Raw genomic sequence first — 19410 nt, forward strand, 5'->3', positions numbered from 1 at the left:
AAAGCAGAATTTAGAGGAAGAAATCCACGCGGAAATAGATCGGCGCTTCGCGCTCGGTCAGCACATCAGGGCGTTCCAGGGAGTGAGCAAAGGTCACGCTGGCAGCCACATGCTGACCCCGGGCGAACAGCTCCACGGAGTTGCTGGACATGCGCCCGTGCTGATCGCCGTTGTACCGGTCGCCACGAATCACGCCCTGGTCATAACCGAGGCTGGTGCCGTACTCGGCGAACACCGGGCGCAGCCATTCCAGGGTGATCGGATGGCTCCAGCGCAGGTCGTTGCGCCAGTAGCCGCCGCTGTCGCCGGATAAGGACTGGTCTTTGTAACCCCGGATCGACGACTGCCCGCCAAGGCTGGTGCGCTGCGGGCCGAACAACACGTCTTCGCTGCGCTGGCCGGTCATCAGGCTACTGAACGTGAAGGACTCGCCCCACAGTTTGAACGGCTGCAAGTAACTCGCGGTGGCGGTGTATTTTCGGTAGCGCGCATCCGGCTCGCCGGGGCCTGGATCACCGTTGCCCTGCGCGTCCAGGATGCCGATGCCTTCCTGCATGCCCAGGTCAAGGTTGACGAACGCACTGCCAATCCGCCGACCGTGGTTGATGCCGAACTGCGCTTCGCTGATGCGGTTGCTGCTCAGCCTGAGTTTGCTGTCTTCGATGAAGTTGTTGGTGCGCAGGTACGAGAGACCGGTGCTGAGGGAGGTCTTGCTCAGGGCGTCGCGATGGATCACCCGCTCGGCGCGTAGTTGATGGTTTTCGCTGTCGCCGGTCTGCTTGAAATTAAAACCGTTGGCCTGCGCTTGCGCGCGGTACTCGCTCTGGCTGTAGGTGTAACTGAAGTTCCACCAGCCCCACGGCAGGTTGTAATTGAGCATGGCGTTGTTGGAGGTGTGCTGGTGGTCGGTCATCGCATCGTGACCGCCGCGCAGCATCAACTGATCGGCCACGCCCAGCGGGCTGTCCCAATCAAACGTCGTGCCCCACTGCTGCTCACCGGTGCTGCGCTGGCCGTCATTACTGCGGGACAACCCGGCACGCCAAGGCTTCTGCGGCATGTTCTTGACCAACACTTCGCTGCCACCGACGTTCTTGCCCGGGGACAACTCCATCTGCGCCTGATTCGACGGCAAGCGGTTCAGCTGATCCACCATCTGCTCGATTTCCCGCAGATTGACCAGCTCACCGCTCTTGCCGGGAAACGCCATCCCCAATTCGCGGTCCGACAGCTTGCTGCCCTCCGCCCCCTTCAACCCTTCCAGCCGGCCCTCGACCACCAGCACCTTCAGATGCCCGCCGGACAAATCCTGCTGCGGCAAGTAGGCACGACTGGTGACCAGGCCTTTCTCGATGTAGTGATCGGTGATGACTTTCAGCAGCTCGTTGAGCTGCGTGACACCCAGGCACTGGCCGATATAAGGCTTGAGCAGACGATTTTTCTCGCTGTCCGAGAGACTGTCGGCGCCTTTGAGTTCGATGTCCTTGATCGGGAAACAACGGGCGTCGGCCGGAGCCGTCGGTTGCACGGGTTTGGCTGCCTTGCCGGGTAATTCCTTGAGTTCCTCGAGACGCCGACGCTGCTCTTCGAGCAAGCGATCCTGACGTTCGCGGATCAGATCGGCTTCACCGGGGGTGGGGGCGGCGTGAGCAAGATTCAGCGGAGAAAGGCACAGCAAAGCCAGGCACAACCTCGCCACGAGGGCGGGTGGGTACATGTTCGATCCCTCGAACGGAGAGTGATCGCACAATAGTGGCGCGATATTAGATGGCCATTATTTTGGCGTCAACAAATTGATCCATTCGAGAAGGTTAAGGGACGCCTTGTAATGGCTAAATCGGGCGCTTCCGACGAGAGCGCAGGACATTTCCTGATGTGGTGTAAAAAAAACGCTCACAACGCCAAGGCGCTGCAATCAGCAGAGAAAAAAGCCGAGCGCTAAACGGCTGCGATCTTTTTTTACGTAATAAAAAACCCGGACACTGTCCGGGTTAATGGGTCGCTACGGCGCTTTATTCAGCAGTCGGTGCTTGCGGCGGGAGCACTGCTCCTTCTTCAAGAAAAACGTGGTCGGTCCGTTTACCGCCCGGGTTGGTACAGGGAGATGGAGCCCGGCCTGGATTCACCTCCCCATGAATGCACAACGCGCCGGAGTGCGGCGCGTTGTGGGGGTCAGATCAACACCAGGCGATCAGCGGTTTTGTACGCGCTCGATGGCCGTGTCATATACCGGGTTGGCCTTCTGCGCCTTGGCTAACTGGTAATGACGCAGGGCGTCGGGGAACTGACCGGCCGCTTCATAGATACGGGCAATGTTGTAGTAGGAACCGGCACGCACGGTGGCAGCCGAATTGCCGCTGGCCAAGGCAATGGCCTTGCGGTTGGCCCAGATCGACTCGGCGGTGTTACCGGCCTTCTGATACGCCAGGCCCAGGTTGCCGTAGGCCTGACCGTAGCTGTTATTCAGATCGATCGCCTGACGGAAGAAGTCGATTGCCAGCGGCAGATTACCGGCTTTGTAGGCCGCCTCGCCTTTGGTGTTCAGGCCTTTCGCATCGGCCTGTGCCGAAGCGCTGACCGCCACCGCCGTCAGGGCAACGCTGTCATCCAGCAATGGCGACACTTCGTTCAACACGTTTGCCGCATCGACCCTGGCACCCGTAATGCTGTTGATGTCCTGGAAGTCGCCATTGCCGGTCATGCGGAACACGGTCCACAGGTTGCCGCTGCGGTTCTGCGGCACGTAGTAGGTGCGCACCAGCGACTGGCCCATGTACACGAACACCTTGGCCTGGCTGTTGGAGAGATCGCGCGAACCCGGCTCGCCGCTATTGCTGTAGTCATGCACGGCGTAGACGTAACTTTCGCCGTAGTGCTTCTTCTCCAGGGTGATGGTTTCCGGGCCATAGCTGGTGGTGTCGTCGACATCCAGATTGGCATCGTCACCGCGCTGCTTTTGGAAATAGATGTTGTTACCGGGGAAGATCATGTGGGAGTCGAGGTCCGACGGGGTCGCACCCCAAGTCAGCACCACGCGCAGACCGTCGAGGTTCTGCATCACCGGGCTGATGGCATAGGTCATGCCCTTGCACGGGCACTTGACCACCAGATTGGAGTAGCCAGGCTTCTTGATGATCAGCAGGTTGCCAGCATCATCGGCAAACTCGGTGGTCAGGCTGACCTGGCCCTGAGCATTGGTGCGACCCACCACGTTTTGTGCGCCGTTGCGCTGCAACAGCAGCTCGGCGTCGGCGATCTTCTGGTCCTTGACCACCGCACTCAGCACTTCGATCGGCAGTTGCTCAGCCTGCACCGAAAGCGCCGCCGCCCACAACGACAACACTGAAGCCACGCGAAAAAATCGCATACTTAATTCCTTTAAGTGAGAGTAACGGACATAGCGAAATGTCCTACAGATTTTGGCGCGAACCATACACAGTTTTTGCGTCCGGCGCCCGACAATCGCATAGGAAATTTGTTCACTAAGGGAGTCGCTGAAAAAACCAGGGAAGTGCGTAGGAACAAGGCTTAACAATACGTAAAACCCCTAGTAGAAATGCGGAAAAGCCGAGTGCTAAACAGCAAGATCAAAAGATCGCAGGCTTCGCCAGCTCCTACAGGCGTATACAAAACCCTGTAGGAGCTGGCGAAACCTGCGATCTTTTGACGTAAAAAAAACCCGGACACTGTCCGGGTTTTCATTGGGTCGCTACAGCGCTTTATTCAGCCGCCGGCGCTTCCGGCTTGCGGCGTTTCAAAGGCGCCATGCCGTCTTTGCTGACCAGCGACAGGGCGTCGGTCTTCGGGCGGTTGGCGATCTTGCGCTTGGTCGGGGCCTTGGCGCCGGTTTTCTTCTTGTCGCCCTTGGCGTCGACCTTTTTCTTCTTCACGCCAACGGCCTTGCCCGAGGCCTTGACCTTTTTCGGCCCGCCGTAGGTGCCTTTGACTTCCTTGATGGTGCGGCGCTCGAAGCTCTGCTTGAGGTAGCGCTCGATGCTCGACATCAGGTTCCAGTCGCCGTGGCAGATCAGCGAGATGGCCAGGCCATCGTTGCCAGCGCGACCGGTGCGGCCGATGCGGTGAACGTATTCGTCGCCGCTGCGCGGCATGTCGAAGTTGATCACCAGGTCCAGGCCGTCCACGTCCAGGCCACGGGCGGCGACGTCGGTGGCCACGAGGATTTTCACGCCGCCCTGCTTCAGACGGTCGATAGCCAGTTTGCGGTCTTTCTGATCTTTCTCGCCGTGCAGGACGAACGCTTTGTATTCCTGCGCCACCAGGCGGCCGTAGATACGGTCGGCCATGGCCCGGGTGTTGGTGAAGACGATGGCCTTCTGGTAGGTCTCGTTGGCCAGCAGCCAGTTCACAATCTGTTCTTTGTGCTGGTTGTGGTCAGCAGTAATGATTTGCTGACGGGTGGTTTCATTCAGCTGGCTGACCGCGTTGAGCTGCAAGTGCTCAGGGTTGTTCAGCACCTTGGCGATCATCTCGCGCAGACCCGAACCGCCGGTGGTGGCGGAGAACAGCATGGTCTGCTGGCGGTTGGTGCACTCGTCCACCAGACGCTGAACGTCTTCGGCAAAGCCCATGTCGAGCATGCGATCGGCTTCGTCGAGCACCAGCACTTCGACTTCCTTGAGGTCGAGGTTGCCGGCGTTCAGTTGCTCGATCATCCGGCCCGGCGTACCGATCAGGATGTCCGGCACCTTGCGCAGCATGGCGGCCTGGACCTTGAAGTCTTCACCGCCGGTGATCAGGCCGGACTTGATGAACGTGAACTGCGCGAAGCGCTCGACTTCCTTGATGGTTTGCTGGGCCAGCTCGCGGGTCGGCAGCAGGATCAGGGTCTTGATGCTGACGCGGACTTTGGCCGGCCCGATCAAGCGGTTGAGGATCGGCAAAACGAAGGCCGCGGTTTTGCCGCTGCCGGTTTGCGCTGTCACCCGCAGGTCACGCCCCTGGAGCGCCAGCGGAATAGCCGCTGCTTGCACAGGCGTTGGCTCGACAAATTTAAGCTCGGCCACGGCTTTGAGCAGGCGTTCGTGCAGGGCGAATTGGGAAAACACGGGTGCTACCTCGAAGAAATACAAAAAAACAGCTGCATAGGGTAACGGTTTCGAGCGCGAAGGCCGAGTTTCTTTATACAAACGGCTGCAAACAGTGGTTTTTTTGTAGTCTGATTTGTCCCAAAACGTCATCCGCAACGTCTTAAATGCTCTAATCGCCCCGTCGCGTCCTACAGAAGAACCGTTTTCGCCCATGGATATCAAACAGCTCTGGCTCAACGCCCAAGACCTCTGGGGTGCCCTCGATCAGCACCCGCTCCTGCATTCCACGCTCGCGCTGATGTTGCTGCTGGTGGTGGCGCTGGTGCTCGGACGAGTGGCGCGTTACCTCATTCTTCATGCGACCAAAATGCTCGGTCGCCAGCCGGCGTTGCAGTGGATCACCGATTTTCGCCACAACAAGGTGTTTCATCGCCTGGCGCAGATGACGCCCTCGCTGGTGATCCAGTTCGGCCTGCACCTGGTGCCGGAGTTGGGCAAGACCAGCCTGAACTTCCTCGGCAACGCGGCGCTGGCGTTCACCATTCTGTTCCTGGTGTTGGCCGTCAGCGCGCTACTCAATGCCCTGCTGGATATCTACGCCCGCACCGAACATGCCCGTACCCGCTCGATCAAGGGCTATGTGCAACTGACGAAAATGGTGTTGTTCGTGTTTGGCGCGATCATCATCGTCGCTACGTTGATCGACCGTTCGCCGCTGTTGCTGCTGTCGGGTCTGGGCGCCATGTCGGCGGTGATCCTGTTGGTCTACAAAGACACCTTGCTGTCGTTCGTCGCCAGCGTGCAGCTGACCAGCAACGACATGCTGCGGGTCGGCGACTGGATCGAGATGCCGCAAGTCGGCGCCGACGGTGACGTGGTGGACATCACCTTGCACACGGTCAAGGTGCAGAATTTCGACAAGACGATTGTGTCGATCCCCACCTGGCGCTTGATGTCCGAGTCGTTCAAGAACTGGCGCGGCATGCAGCAGTCCGGTGGGCGCCGGATCAAGCGCAGCCTGTTCATCGACGCCAGCGGCGTACGGTTTATCCGCGATGACGAAGAGCTGAAGCTGTCTCAAGTGCATCTGCTGACCGACTACATGAGCCGCAAGAAAGCCGAGCTCAAGGCCTGGAACGAAGCCCAGGGCAACGTCGCGGCGATGTCGGCCAACCGCCGGCGGATGACCAATATCGGCACCTTCCGCGCCTATGCGCTGGCCTACCTGAAGAGTCACACAGAGATTCAGCCGAACATGACCTGCATGGTTCGCCAGATGCAGACCACCGCTCAGGGCATTCCGCTGGAAATCTACTGCTTCACCCGCACCACCGCGTGGGCCGATTACGAGCGGATTCAGGGGGATATTTTCGATTACCTGTTGGCGGTACTGCCAGAGTTTGGCTTGAGCCTTTATCAACAGCCGAGCGGTGGTGATCTGCGGTCCGGGTTGCTCCCGGCGATGTTGGGCGCGAGCCACATCCCCGAGCCCGAAAAACACATCATGTAGCACTGCCTTAACCTGTGGGAGCGAGCCTGCTCGCGATGGCTGAGTATCAGTCAGCATAAATATTGACTGTCATACCGCTATCGCGAGCAGGCTCGCTCCCACAGGGTTTAGTGTGCGGCCACCGTTTTTTGTACACCCAACCGACTAATCCACACCGCCATCAAAATCACCGACCCACCAAACAACAACCGCCCCAGCTCTTCATGCTGATTCCAGATCAGCAAATTGATCAGCAACCCCACCGGCACATGCAGGTTGTTCATCACCGCCAACGTCCCGCCATTCACCAGGCACGCGCCTTTGTTCCACCAGTACAAACCCAGCGCGGTCGAAACCAGGCCGAGGAACAACAGCACGCCCCATTGCAGCGGTGCTTCAGGCAAGAAGTTCTGTTTGCCGAACAGCAGAAACGCCGGCAATGCCACCGCCAACGCGCCCAGATAGAAGTAGCCGAAACGCCGGTAATGCGGCAGATCACTCGGATGGCGAGCCACCAGATGTTTATAGAGCACTTGCCCGGCGGCGTAGGTGAAGTTGGCCAGTTGCAGCAACAAAAAGCCCATGAAGAAATCCGGGTTGATCCGGTCATAGCGAATCACCGCCGCGCCCGCCACCGCCACCAATGCCGCGATCAAGGCCCACGGATTGAAGCGCCGGTTCAGCGCATCTTCGATCAGGGTCACATGCAGCGGTGTAAGAATGGTGAACAGCAACACCTCCGGCACCGTCAGCACTCGAAAGCTCAGATACAGGCAGACGTAGGTCACGCCGAACTGCAACGCGCCAATCAGCAACATGCCACGCATGAACGCCGGCTCGACCTGACGCCAGCGTGTCAGCGGAATGAACACCAGCCCCGCCAGCAGCACCCGCACCAGCACCGCGAAGTAACTGTCGACATGCCCGGCCAGGTATTCGCCGATCAAGCTGAAGGAAAACGCCTGGATCAGCGTGACAAAAAGTAGATAGCCCATGCTCGCCTCATTTCGAATGTCGGCGACGATAGCGGTTTTTTCCTTTCATCGCGAACAGTCAGGCAATACACAAATCCACTGTGGGAGCGGGCTGCCCGCTCCCACAGGTTTATGTTGCGCTGACAAAATCGCAGGCAAAAAAAAGCCCGATCTCGCTAATGCGTTCAATCGGGCTAGAGCACTCAGGAGCAACAAGTGCAAAGGGAGGTTCGATGCGCGTGCAGTCTTGAAGGGTTGCACCAGGTCACTAGACCATCCAGCGATTAGCTGGCGATTAACGGCTCAGGCGACCTGGGAAAGCTTGGCGTTGGCCTGGTTCAAGCCTTTCTCCTGGAAGTCACCGCCCAGGTTCATGCCTTCGGCGTGAATGAACGTGACGTCGTGGATGCCGATGAAGCCCATGACCTGGCGCAGGTACGGTTCCTGATGATCCGCGGTGCTGCCGGCGTAGATCCCGCCGCGGGCGGTCAGCACATAAGCACGCTTGCCGTTGAGCAAACCTTGCGGGCCCGTTTCGGTGTACTTGAACGTCACGCCGGCACGCAGCACGTGGTCGAGCCAGGCTTTGAGGGTGCTCGGGATGGCGAAGTTGTACATGGGCGCTGCCATCACCAGTACATCGGCGGTCAGCAGTTCGTCGGTCAATTGGTTGGAACGTTCCAGGGAGGCCTGTTCGATCTCGTTGCGTTGTTCGGCAGGTTTCATCCAGCCGCCCAGCAAGTTGATGTCCAGGTGCGGCACCGGGTTGACGGCCAGGTCACGGACGGTGATCTGGTCGGCCGGGTGCGCGGCTTTCCATTGGCTGATGAAGGTCTGGGTCAGTTGGCGGGAAACCGAATCTTGCTGACGGGCGCTGCTTTCGATGATCAGAACGCGGGACATGGGATGTAGCCTCCATCTGAGAATGCTGTAGGTCGATGGAGTGAAGGTTAAACAGAGTCATATCGATGAAAAAGCGCAAATAACTGCTATAAAGCATCGATAAATTCGTTTATAAGCGAGACATGCCCTGTGGGAGCGGGCTTGCTCGCGAAGGCGGTGTGTCAGGCAAAATTGATGTCGGCTGACACTCCCTCTTCGCGAGCAAGCCCGCTCCCACAGGGTTGTAACGTTATTTCGGAGTGCAGGTCAGGTCGATACGCAGCTTGATGATGGTGCGGGTGAACTTGGCCGTGGCATTTTTGTGTTTGCCGGCGGGTACGTCGATCTTGCGGGTGCGTGGCGCTTCCGGGCCGTTATTGAAAACCACCTTGCAAGACACATCGGTGTCGCCGTAGTTATTGACCTGAATGGAGCCGATATCGGCGTCCGTGTCGTAGGCGTTGTAGTCGACCTTCAAACCATTGAGCTGTTTAGTGACATCGATCGGATAGGCAAACGCAGTCAGCGGCAGCATCGCCAACACCGCACAACCCGCCACCACACAACAAAGTTTTTTCATTCGGCAGTCTCCAATAAGGACTGCCAGCTTAGGACAAGAGGAGCTCAACATGAAAGCGCCCCGCGTGACCCTTGATCAATGGCGAACATTGCAGGCCGTGGTCGATCACGGCGGTTTCGCCCAGGCCGCCGAAGCGCTGCACCGCTCGCAATCGTCGGTCAGCTACACCGTAGCGCGCATGCAAGACCAGCTCGGCGTGCCGCTGTTGCGCATCGACGGCCGCAAAGCCGTGCTCACCGAGGCCGGCGGCGTGCTGCTGCGCCGTTCCCGGCAACTGGTGAAACAGGCCAGCCAACTGGAAGATCTGGCGCACCACATGGAACAAGGCTGGGAAGCGGAAGTGCGGCTGGTGGTCGACGCCGCCTACCCCTCCGCCCGCCTCGTCCGCGCACTGACCGCGTTCATGCCGCAAAGTCGCGGCTGCCGGGTACGTCTGCGCGAAGAAGTATTGTCGGGTGTCGAAGAAGTGTTGCTCGAAGGCGTGGCCGATCTGGCCATCACCGGTTTCAGCATTCCCGGGTATCTGGGCGCGGAATTGAGCGACGTCGAATTCGTTGCGGTGGCCCATCCTGAACATGCCCTGCATCGTCTGAACCGCGAACTGAGCTTCCAGGACCTGGAAAGCCAGATGCAAGTGGTGATCCGTGACTCCGGCCGCCAGCAACCGCGCGACGTCGGCTGGCTCGGCGCCGAACAGCGCTGGACCGTCGGCAGTCTCGCCACCGCCGCGACCTTCGTCAGCAGCGGCCTGGGTTTCGCCTGGCTGCCCCGGCACATGATCGAGCGCGAACTCAAGGAAGGCACGCTCAAGCTGCTACCGTTAGACCAGGGCGGCAGCCGCAACCCGAGCTTCTATCTGTATTCGAACAAGGACAAACCCTTGGGCCCGGCGACGCAGATTCTCATCGAACTGCTGCGCACCTTTGATACCGCGCCGCTGGATGCGCCCTTCGCCGCCCCCGAACAAGCCTGACACGGAGTGTACCCATGGCCTATTTCGAACATGAAGGTTGCAACCTGCATTATGAGGAATATGGCCACGGCACTCCATTGCTGCTGGTTCACGGGTTGGGTTCCAGTACCCTGGACTGGGAAATGCAGATCCCGGCGCTCTCGGCCCACCACCGGGTGATCGTCCCGGATGTGCGCGGCCACGGGCGCTCCGACAAGCCCCGCGAGCGCTACAGCATCGCCGGGTTCAGCGCCGACCTGATCGCGCTGATCGAGCACTTGAACCTCGGTCCTACCCATCTTGTGGGACTTTCGATGGGCGGCATGATCGCCTTTCAACTGGCGGTGGACCAGCCGCAACTGCTCAAGAGCCTGTGCATCGTCAACAGCGCGCCCGAGGTCAAAAGGCGCAGCCGCAACGATGACTGGCAGTGGTTCAAACGCTGGAGCCTGATGCGCGTACTGAGCATGGGCACCATCGGCAAGGCCTTGGGTGCCAAGCTGTTCCCCAAACCGGAACAGGCTTCGCTACGACAAAAAATAGCTGCACGCTGGGCAAAAAACGACAAACATGCTTATCTCGCCAGCTTCGATGCCATTGTTGGCTGGGGGGTTCAGGAACGACTTTCCAGGGTTTCCTGTCCAACCCTCATCGTCAGCGCCGACCGTGACTACACCCCCGTGTCGCTGAAAGAAACCTATGTAAAACTGCTGCCCGATGCGCGGCTGGTGGTGATCGCCGATTCACGCCACGCCACGCCGCTGGATCAACCCGAACGCTTCAACCAAACGCTGCTCGAGTTTCTCACCGCAGTCGACACCACCACTCAGGATCACTGACCCATGCTGAAAAAAATCGCCCTCGTCGCCGGCTCCGTTCTGTTTGCCGCCAACCTGATGGCCGCCACGCCCGCCAAGGCGCCGCACGTGCTGCTGGACACCACCAACGGCCAGATCGAAATCGAACTGGACCCGGTCAAGGCGCCGATCAGTACCAAGAACTTCCTTGAGTACGTCGACAGCGGCTTCTACAACAACACGATTTTCCACCGTGTAATTCCTGGGTTCATGGTCCAGGGCGGTGGTTTCACTCAACAAATGCAGCAAAAAGAAACCAAGGCGCCGATCAAGAACGAATCCAAAAACGGTTTGCATAATGTGCGTGGCACGCTGTCCATGGCCCGTACTTCCGTCCCGGATTCGGCCACCAGCCAGTTTTTTGTCAACGTCAAAGACAATGACTTCCTGGACCAGGGCGACGGCTATGCCGTGTTCGGTAAAGTCGTGAAAGGCATGGACGTGGTGGACATCATCGTCAACTCGCCAACCACCACCCGTGGCGGCATGAAAGACGTGCCGGCCGATCCGGTCTTCATCAAGTCGGCCAAGCGCATCGACTGAGAGTAAGCTGGACAGGGAGTTTTGAGCGGCCGCCGGTTCTTCAGGCGCCGCTCATATCGTTTAAAGGAGAGCCCGTGCGCGGGCGGAGAACTGATGCTTTATCGCCGTTTTGAAAAACTGATCGACATTTTCCGCGACGCCCCGACGGCGGCTCCACCGAGCCGGGTTCTCTCCTTCTATACCTACTACCTGAAGCAGGTCTGGCCAATCTTCGCCGTTTTGTTGGTCGTCGGCCTGTTCGGCGCGCTGATCGAAGTGGCGCTGTTCAGCTACCTGAGTCGCATCATCGACCTGACCCAGGGCACGCCCAACGTCGATTTCTTCAAGGTCCACGGTGTGGAACTGGCCTGGATGGCGGCGGTTGCGCTGATCCTGCGGCCACTGTTCCTCGCCCTGCACGACATGCTGGTGCACCAGACCTTGAGCCCCGGCATGACCAGCCTGATCCGCTGGCAGAACCACAGTTACGTGCTCAAACAGAGCCTGAATTTTTTCCAGAACGACTTCGCCGGGCGCATCGCCCAACGCATCATGCAGACCGGCAACTCCCTGCGCGACTCTGCCGTACAAGCGGTGGATGCACTTTGGCATGTGCTGATCTACGCGATCAGCTCGCTGGTGCTGTTCGCCGAAGCCGACTGGCGCCTGATGATCCCGCTGCTGATCTGGATCGCCGCCTACATCGGCGCGCTCTACTACTTCGTGCCGCGGGTGAAGGAGCGTTCGGTGGTGTCCTCCGATGCGCGCTCCAAACTCATGGGGCGGATTGTCGACGGCTACACCAACATCACCACCCTCAAGCTGTTCGCCCACACCAACTTCGAACAGCAGTACGCCCGCGAAGCCATCGCGGAACAGACTGAAAAAGCCCAACTGGCCGGTCGTGTGGTCACCAGCATGGACGTGGTCATCACCAGCATGAACGGCCTGCTGATCGTCGGTACCACCGGGCTGGCCCTGTGGCTGTGGACGCAGTCGCTGATCACCGTGGGCGCGATTGCCTTGGCCACCGGGCTGGTGATCCGCATCGTCAACATGTCCGGCTGGATCATGTGGGTGGTCAACGGCATCTTCGAAAACATCGGCATGGTGCAAGACGGTTTGCAGACCATCGCTCAACCGGTCAGTGTCACCGACCGCGAACAGGCAAAACCCTTGGCGGTGGCCCGTGGCGAGGTGCGTTTCGAGCACGTCGATTTCCACTACGGCAGGAAAAGCGGGATCATCGGCGGCCTCAACCTGACCATCAAACCCGGCGAGAAAATCGGCTTGATCGGCCCGTCCGGTGCTGGCAAATCGACGTTGGTCAATCTGCTGTTGCGCCTGTATGACGTGCAGGGCGGGCGGATCCTCATCGACGGCCAGAACATCGCCGAAGTCGGCCAGGAAAGCCTGCGCGAACGCATCGGCATGATCACCCAGGATACCTCGCTGCTGCACCGCTCGATCCGCGACAATTTGCTGTACGGCAAACCCGACGCCACCGACGCCGAACTCTGGGAGGCGGTGCACAAAGCCCGTGCCGACGAGTTCATCCCGCTGCTGTCGGACTCCGAAGGCCGCACCGGTTTCGATGCACATGTCGGTGAGCGCGGGGTGAAACTCTCCGGTGGCCAGCGTCAGCGGATTGCCATCGCCCGGGTGCTGCTCAAGGACGCGCCGATCCTGATCATGGACGAAGCCACCTCGGCGCTGGACTCGGAAGTCGAAGCGGCGATCCAGGAAAGCCTCGAAACCCTGATGCAGGGTAAAACCGTGATCGCCATCGCCCACCGCCTCTCGACCATTGCCCGGATGGATCGGTTGGTGGTGCTGGAAAACGGCAAGATCGCCGAAACCGGCAGCCACGCCGAATTGCTGGCCCATGGCGGCTTGTATGCGCGGTTGTGGCAGCACCAGACCGGCGGGTTTGTCGGGATCGATTGAGTCTTGCGATCAACACCGACCCTGTGGGAGCGGGCTTGCTCGCGAAGAGGCCGTGTCAGTCGATATCAATGTTGCCTGATACACCGCATTCGCGAGCAAGCCCGCTCCCACATTAGATCTGCGATAACCGCCAGAGCCCGTCAACCACGGACTCTGGCGGTTTTTTATGGCCACTGGAATTCCATAAAAACCCTGCTGTACTCAGCCAAGGTACTGGAGATGGTTCTGTAGTCCATCTACTGGATGCACAACGACAGTGGTATCTCGACAGGGAAATTCGCTATGTCTTTGTTCAAACGTTCAGCTACAGAATTGGTAGGTACGTTCTGGTTGGTGCTGGGAGGGTGCGGCAGTGCGGTGCTGGCGGCAGCATTTCCAAACGTGGGGATCGGTTTGCTGGGGGTGTCCCTGGCATTTGGTTTGACGGTGCTGACGATGGCCTTCGCCATCGGCCACATTTCCGGTTGTCATCTCAACCCCGCAGTCTCGGTCGGGCTGGTCGTCGGCGGACGATTCCCAGCCAAGGAACTGCCCGCCTACATCATCGCCCAAGTGCTTGGCGGGATCATCGCAGCAGCCTTGCTGTACTTCATCGCCAGTGGCAAACCCGGCTTCGAACTGGCCAGCGGCCTTGCATCCAATGGCTACGGCGAACACTCGCCAGGCGGCTACTCGATGGCGGCGGGGTTTGTCAGTGAACTGGTGATGACCGCGATGTTTATCCTGATCATTCTCGGCTCTACCGACAAACGCGCCCCGGCCGGCCTGGCGCCCATTGCCATCGGCCTGGCACTGACCCTGATCCACCTGATCTCGATTCCGGTCACCAACACCTCGGTCAACCCGGCCCGCAGCACGGGCCCGGCGCTGATTGTCGGTGGTTGGGCGATTCAACAACTATGGCTGTTCTGGCTGGCACCGCTATTGGGTGCCGTCATCGGTGGCGTGATGTATCGCTGGCTGGGTAAAGAAGACAGCTGACAAACGACATAGCGCGAAGATCAGCCTTGTCGGTAGGGCAAGGCGGTCTTCGCTTCTTCTGCATACCCCAGGACCCCGACCCGCTCACGCTCAAGGAAATCTTTCACCGCCGACTTCAAGCCCGGATGGCGCAGGTAATGCCAGGAATGGGTGATCACCGGTTCAAAACCGCGAATCAACTTGTGCTCGCCCTGAGCGCCAGCGTCAAAACGTTGGAAGCCATTGGCAATCGCGTAATCCATCCCCTGATAGAAACAGGTCTCGAAGTGCAAGCGATCGAACTCCGCCAGGCAGCCCCAGTAACGGCCATAAAAACTGTCGCCACCGACCAGACTGAAAGCCATGGCCACCGGTCGTGAGCCTTGCTTGGCCAGCACCACGCGAATCGATTCCGGCATGCGCTCGGCCAACAGACTGAAAAATTCCCGGGTCAGATACGGCGCTTGCCGACGTACTGCATAGGTATTGGCGTAGCAGGCATACACAAAGTCCCACTGCACCTGGTCCAGTTGCCGCCCTTGCAGCCATTCGAAGTCGATGCCCTGCCCCGCCACTTGTTCACGTTCCTTGCGCATTTGCTTGCGCTTGCGCGAACTGAGGGCATCGAGGAAGTCCTGAAAGTCCCGGTAACCGCGGTTCTGCCAGTGATACTGACAGCCAATGCGCTGCAACCAGCCTGGCTGTTCGGCCAATGCGGCATCGGTGAACGGATCGGTGAAGTTGATGTGGGCGCTGGAGAGTCCTTCGATCTCCAGATAACCCGGCAGGCTCTGCAGGAGCTCGAAACCGTCCTCGATCGTCGCCGCCAGCAATCGCGGCCCGCTGACCGGGCTGAACGGCACTGCCGTCAACAGCTTGGGGTAGTAGTCGATGCCAGCACGCTCGCAAGCTTCGGCCCAGGCATGATCGAATACGTACTCGCCGTAGGAGTGCCATTTGCGGTAACTGGGCAGCGCGGCGATCAGGCGATCACCTTCAACATGCAGCAGATGCTCAGGCTGCCAGCCGGAATGCGGGCCGAGGCTGCCGCTGTCTTCCAGCGCACCCAGAAAGGCATGGCGCAGAAACGGCTGAGTTTCCGGCACCAGCGCGTCCCAGGTGTGCGGCGCGATTTCGGACAGACGTTCCAGACGTTGCAGCGGCATCAGTATCCCCGACCATCATTCTTTACAGATGGGGCGAGTATCGCTTATCTGATGCTCCAAACCGAGACAAAAAAACCCCGCCGAAGCGGGGTTAAAACGAGAGGAGCTTTAACGGATGAAGAAAGAGCCCGCACAGGATTTACTGCAAATTTAGAACACGTATTGAGCGCGGACGACGAAACCGTCACCGCTGTCATCGCCAGTACGTTGCGCAGGCGTGGTACCGCTGGCCGCTGTGGCGTTGGTCACGTTATCGGTCTTGGCCTTGAGGTAGGCGGCAGAGATTTTCACCGCTTCGTTGGCGTACCAGTTCACACCCAGGGTATGCACCTTGGCTTCGGCATCGCCGACATCGCGGGTCAGGCTGGCGGTGGTGATGTTGTCGTCTTCGACGGTCAGGCTGTCGTAACGATAGAACACCTCCCAGGCACCGATGGACTTGTTGGCCGGTTTGATCGCATCGAACTTGCCGACTTTATAGCCACGGGCTTCGCCAGTGAGGGTGTAGGCACCCTGAACGTAGAAACCGTGACCTTTGATGTCTTCGAGGTTGCTGGCATCGGCCTTGGTTTTGCGGGCGATGTATTCACCCTGAATCGAGGCCGGGCCCATGGCGAAAGCGGCTTCCAGGCCGACAGCGTCGTCACGGTCATAGGAGCCGGCAGGCGAAGTGGCGCTGCCGCCCAGCACCGGACGGTTGCCGTTGGTGCCAGCATCGTTGCCGCCGAGGGTATCAACGCCACGCATGCCCATGCGGGTGCGATAGCGCGAATCGAAGGCGGTGTCGGAGACATCACGGGAAGCCACGTTCACACCGAAGTGCAGCACGTTGCCGGCGTCATGCAACGGGGCGAATACAAAGCGGCCGTTGACCTGTTTGACGCTGTTGCCATCGGTATCGTCGGTGTCTTTGCTGAACACGCCGGCGGAAGCGTAGAACGAATCGGCGAAGGTGCTGGAGGCTTGCAGACCCAGGCCATTCTGGTGGCTGTTTGCCCAATCAACCATGTCGTACGCCATGTTGCGCTCTGGCGCGGTGACCCACTTGGAGCTGGTGGCCTTTTCCAGGCCGAAGTCCGGGTCGAAACGACCGACTTTGATCGAGACCGGTTTGAAGCCGTTGTAGGCCAGCGACGCTTCGTCGAAGTAGCCGTTGTCGGAGTCACCGGTGTTGTGGGAGAAGTCGTAGTTGATGGTGTAAGCCCAATCCGTGTACAGCACACCGGACAGTTCCAGGAACGCACGACGGAAGTAGGCCGCGTCGGCGGTGTCGCCGTTTTTGGTGTAGACACCATCGAACTGGCTGTAATCGGCCTGCAAGCGTCCGCCGAGTTTGAAGCTGAATTCTTTATCGGTGGTGGCGACCTCGAGGCCGCCCTTGGTTTTGACTACGATATCAGCGCCGTCAGAGGTGACGGTGCCAGCGAAAGCCTGGGCGGTTACTGCCATGGCCAGTGCGCTGGCGGCAAAACCGGCGAAGTGCTTACGGATCATCGAAGAGTTCCCCTAATTGGTGGTCTTGGCGTAAGAAACACGCGGGGCTGGCCCGCTGGTGTTGGGAGGGGATCTTGGCGATGGGGTATTTCAGCCGGGTTGCTGGTAGATAAAGATTTTATGACAGGGGAACTTTCTTACTTCGAATTGAAATAACGCGAGGACAGCGGCAAGCGATGAGCCGCAAGCCGCAAACCAGAGCGGATAAAGGGGGGTACTGCCGGGGAGATCAGAATTTGTTCTTCAGATGTTCTTTGGCAAGTCGGTCAGCCAGCGCATCAAGATCAGTCACAGGTGGCTCAGGCATCACCTTCAGGGTGGCCTGCATCAACCGCATCTGCCGAATGAACCGCCGGCAATTGGGGCAAAACATCAAATGATGTCGCATCAGCAGCTTCTCGCGAAAACTCAATTGCCCATCGAGATAATCACTGGAGCGCGCCACTTGTTCCTTACAGGTCAGCATTCGCCGGTTTCCTCAAAATGTTCTACGGTCGCAAAGACCTTCAAGCGTGCCCGATGCAGCAGCACACGAACATTGGAGAGCGAGATTTCCAGAAGATTACAGATCTCCTCCAACTCCAGCCCCTGGCGCTCGCGCAACAACAAAACGCTGCGTTGCAGTTCCGACAGGCTGAGCAACGTATGCTCCAGGCATTCGCGCAGCTCGCTTTCGATCAACAGCGCCTCTGGCGTGTCCTGATGCCAGGCGAACGGCGCCACCAGCCAATGCCCATCGCTCGATGAAAAACGATCGTCATCCACCGTGCCGTGAGGCGACGGCAGGTCATCGAGCAACACCTCCCGGCGGTTCTGCTTGTAGCGGTTCTTGGCCGAGTTGGCGGTGATGGTCAGCAGCCAGGTCTTGAGGCTCGAACGTCCCTCGAACCTGCCCAGGTTACGCACAACCGACAGCCAGGCATCTTGAACCACTTCGTCGGCGTGCCGGTTACCTACGATAGCGTAGGCCACGGCACGCATGGCGCTCTGATAGGTGCTGACCAACTCTTTGAAAGCCTTTTGCTCACCTGCCAGCAAGCGCTCGAGCAGTTGCGCGTCGTCAGCCGCCATTACAAACCCCTTGTCTTGACCTCGAAAATGAAAACAGCAGGACTTCGCTGTAGGCGTCGTCCTGCTGGCATTTCCGAAAATTACAGCGTCCTGACTATTTCGAATGTAGGAACAATCCTCACAAATCGCAGGAAAGAACGACAGAAGTTCCGATCATCAAGAGTTCCGATCATCAAGAGCTCCGATCAACAGGAGTTCCAATCAACGCTTGCGCAGAATCACGCAGCCAATCGAGTAACCGGCGCCGAACGAGCTGAGCACGGCTAGCGAACCACTGATCAGATCGTCCTGATTCTTGTGAAACGAAATCACCGAACCGGCGGAACTGGTATTGGCATAGGTGTCGAGAATCACTGGGGCTTCTGCTTCGGTGGCTTCGCGGCCCAGCAGCTTCTTGACGATCAGGTGGTTCATGCTGAGGTTGGCCTGGTGCAGCCAGAAGCGCTTCACGTCGCTGACGTTGAGCTGGTTTTCTTCCAGGTGCGTGGCGATCAGCTCGGCGACCATCGGGCAGACATCGCGGAACACCTTGCGGCCTTCCTGGACGAACAGCTTGTCGGGGGCACCGATGCCCTCTTCCGCCGCGCGGTTGAGGAAGCCGAAGTTGTTGCGGATGTTGTTGGAGAACTTGGTCAGCAGTTTGGTGCTGACCACGTCGAACTGATACTTGGAGGTCGCCAGATCGGCGCGCTCGATGATCACCGCGGTGGCGGCATCGCCGAAGATGAAGTGGCTGTCACGGTCGCGGAAATTCAGGTGACCGGTGCAGACTTCCGGGTTGACCATCAGGATCGCCCGCGCCTGGCCCAGTTGCACGCTGTTGGCGGCGGCCTGGATGCCGAAGGTCGCCGAAGAGCAGGCAACGTTCATGTCATAACCGAAACCCTGGATGCCCAGCGCTTCCTGAACTTCGATGGCGATAGCCGGGTAGGCGCGTTGCAGGTTGGAACAAGCGACGATCACACCATCGATGTCAGCAGCGGTCTTGCCGGCGCGCTGCAAGGCTTGCTCGGCCGCGCCGATGGCCATCTGGCACAGCACCGACCACTCGTCGTTGGAGCGCTCGGGCAAGCGTGGCGCCATGCGCTGCGGGTCGAGGATGCCTTCCTTGTCCATGACAAAGCGGCTTTTGATGCCGGACGCTTTTTCGATGAACGCTGCGCTGGATTCGGTCAATGCCTGGATTTCGCCACGCTCGATGGCCTCGGCGTTATCGGCGTTGAACTGTGCGACGTAAGCGTTGAAAGACTGCACCAGCTCTTCGTTGGAGATGCTGTTGGCCGGGGTGTAAAGGCCGGTGCCGCTGATGACGACGTTATGCATGGTCGTTTCTCTAATCTATTCAGGCAGAAAGCGCTGGCACCGACGTACCAACACACAAAGGGTCTATTCCAGGTTCCAGACGCAAACCTGGCATCGCTTTATTCCGATCCGCCCGGGCCCGTGGAGGCTCAAAACCGCGGGGCCG

17 protein-coding genes are annotated in these 19410 nt (G+C 59.1%); 6 read left to right on the forward strand and 11 right to left on the reverse strand.

Annotated features, from left to right (window positions below; genetic code table 11):
* Positions 1-10 precede the first annotated feature (10 nt).
* From QMK51_RS20995 to QMK51_RS21005, 3 genes are all read right to left on the reverse strand, one after another.
* Positions 11-1717: a ShlB/FhaC/HecB family hemolysin secretion/activation protein gene (locus QMK51_RS20995; protein WP_320391576.1), complete on the reverse strand. Its 1707-nt coding sequence runs from the start codon at positions 1715-1717 to the stop codon at positions 11-13.
* A 474-nt stretch (positions 1718-2191) separates the two neighbouring features.
* Positions 2192-3367 (reverse strand): hypothetical protein, encoded by a 1176-nt coding sequence (locus tag QMK51_RS21000; protein ID WP_320391578.1) that lies wholly within the window; start codon positions 3365-3367, stop codon positions 2192-2194.
* A gap of 352 nt (positions 3368-3719) precedes the next feature.
* Positions 3720-5066 (reverse strand): DEAD/DEAH box helicase, encoded by a 1347-nt coding sequence (locus tag QMK51_RS21005; RefSeq protein WP_019580783.1) that lies wholly within the window; start codon positions 5064-5066, stop codon positions 3720-3722.
* 193 nt (positions 5067-5259) lie between these two features.
* Here QMK51_RS21005 and QMK51_RS21010 point away from each other — a divergent pair, with 193 nt between their 5' ends.
* Positions 5260-6558 (forward strand): mechanosensitive ion channel family protein, encoded by a 1299-nt coding sequence (locus QMK51_RS21010; protein ID WP_320391583.1) that lies wholly within the window; start codon positions 5260-5262, stop codon positions 6556-6558.
* Between the two features lie 107 nt (positions 6559-6665).
* On the opposite strand, the gene QMK51_RS21015 is transcribed toward QMK51_RS21010, so the two are convergent.
* From QMK51_RS21015 to QMK51_RS21025, 3 genes are all read right to left on the reverse strand, one after another.
* Positions 6666-7532: a carboxylate/amino acid/amine transporter gene (locus tag QMK51_RS21015; protein WP_320391584.1), complete on the reverse strand. Its 867-nt coding sequence runs from the start codon at positions 7530-7532 to the stop codon at positions 6666-6668.
* Between the two features lie 282 nt (positions 7533-7814).
* Positions 7815-8414 (reverse strand): FMN-dependent NADH-azoreductase, encoded by a 600-nt coding sequence (locus tag QMK51_RS21020; RefSeq protein WP_258697052.1) that lies wholly within the window; start codon positions 8412-8414, stop codon positions 7815-7817.
* A 229-nt stretch (positions 8415-8643) separates the two neighbouring features.
* On the reverse strand, positions 8644-8973 hold the full coding sequence (locus tag QMK51_RS21025; RefSeq protein WP_258697053.1) for a 3-phosphoglycerate kinase: 330 nt from the start codon (positions 8971-8973) through the stop codon (positions 8644-8646).
* A 49-nt stretch (positions 8974-9022) separates the two neighbouring features.
* Here QMK51_RS21025 and QMK51_RS21030 point away from each other — a divergent pair, with 49 nt between their 5' ends.
* The 5 genes from QMK51_RS21030 (at position 9023) to aqpZ (ending at position 14232) form a co-directional block, all read left to right on the forward strand.
* The gene (locus tag QMK51_RS21030) at positions 9023-9946 is read left to right on the forward strand and encodes a LysR family transcriptional regulator (RefSeq protein WP_258697054.1); all 924 of its coding nucleotides are present in this window, start codon (positions 9023-9025) and stop codon (positions 9944-9946) included.
* A gap of 14 nt (positions 9947-9960) precedes the next feature.
* Entirely contained in the window at positions 9961-10764 is an 804-nt protein-coding gene (locus QMK51_RS21035; RefSeq protein ID WP_258697055.1) for an alpha/beta fold hydrolase, read from the forward strand.
* A gap of 3 nt (positions 10765-10767) precedes the next feature.
* Positions 10768-11325 carry a peptidylprolyl isomerase gene (locus QMK51_RS21040; RefSeq protein WP_258697056.1) on the forward strand — a complete coding sequence of 186 codons (558 nt, stop codon included), beginning with the start codon at positions 10768-10770 and terminating at the stop codon, positions 11323-11325.
* Between the two features lie 93 nt (positions 11326-11418).
* Positions 11419-13251: an ABC transporter ATP-binding protein gene (locus tag QMK51_RS21045; RefSeq protein ID WP_258697057.1), complete on the forward strand. Its 1833-nt coding sequence runs from the start codon at positions 11419-11421 to the stop codon at positions 13249-13251.
* A gap of 282 nt (positions 13252-13533) precedes the next feature.
* On the forward strand, positions 13534-14232 hold the full coding sequence (gene aqpZ / locus QMK51_RS21050; RefSeq protein WP_258697058.1) for an aquaporin Z: 699 nt from the start codon (positions 13534-13536) through the stop codon (positions 14230-14232).
* A gap of 20 nt (positions 14233-14252) precedes the next feature.
* Here the strand turns inward: aqpZ and QMK51_RS21055 are convergent, their stop codons facing one another.
* From QMK51_RS21055 to QMK51_RS21075, 5 genes are all read right to left on the reverse strand, one after another.
* Complete coding sequence (locus QMK51_RS21055) at positions 14253-15377, reverse strand: GNAT family N-acetyltransferase (RefSeq protein ID WP_320391587.1); 1125 nt, start codon at positions 15375-15377, stop codon at positions 14253-14255.
* A 150-nt stretch (positions 15378-15527) separates the two neighbouring features.
* Entirely contained in the window at positions 15528-16871 is a 1344-nt protein-coding gene (locus QMK51_RS21060; RefSeq protein ID WP_320391589.1) for an OprO/OprP family phosphate-selective porin, read from the reverse strand.
* 229 nt (positions 16872-17100) lie between these two features.
* Positions 17101-17337, reverse strand: coding sequence for an anti-sigma factor family protein (locus QMK51_RS21065; protein ID WP_320391591.1), 237 nt, complete (start codon positions 17335-17337; stop codon positions 17101-17103).
* Complete coding sequence (locus tag QMK51_RS21070; RefSeq protein WP_258697062.1) at positions 17331-17942, reverse strand: RNA polymerase sigma factor; 612 nt, start codon at positions 17940-17942, stop codon at positions 17331-17333. The genes QMK51_RS21065 and QMK51_RS21070 overlap by 7 nt, the downstream gene beginning before the upstream one ends.
* A gap of 201 nt (positions 17943-18143) precedes the next feature.
* Complete coding sequence (locus tag QMK51_RS21075; protein ID WP_258697063.1) at positions 18144-19265, reverse strand: beta-ketoacyl-ACP synthase III; 1122 nt, start codon at positions 19263-19265, stop codon at positions 18144-18146.
* Positions 19266-19410 lie beyond the last annotated feature (145 nt).

The sequence above is a fragment of the Pseudomonas sp. P9_31 genome, assembly GCF_034008235.1.
Lineage (GTDB): Bacteria > Pseudomonadota > Gammaproteobacteria > Pseudomonadales > Pseudomonadaceae > Aquipseudomonas.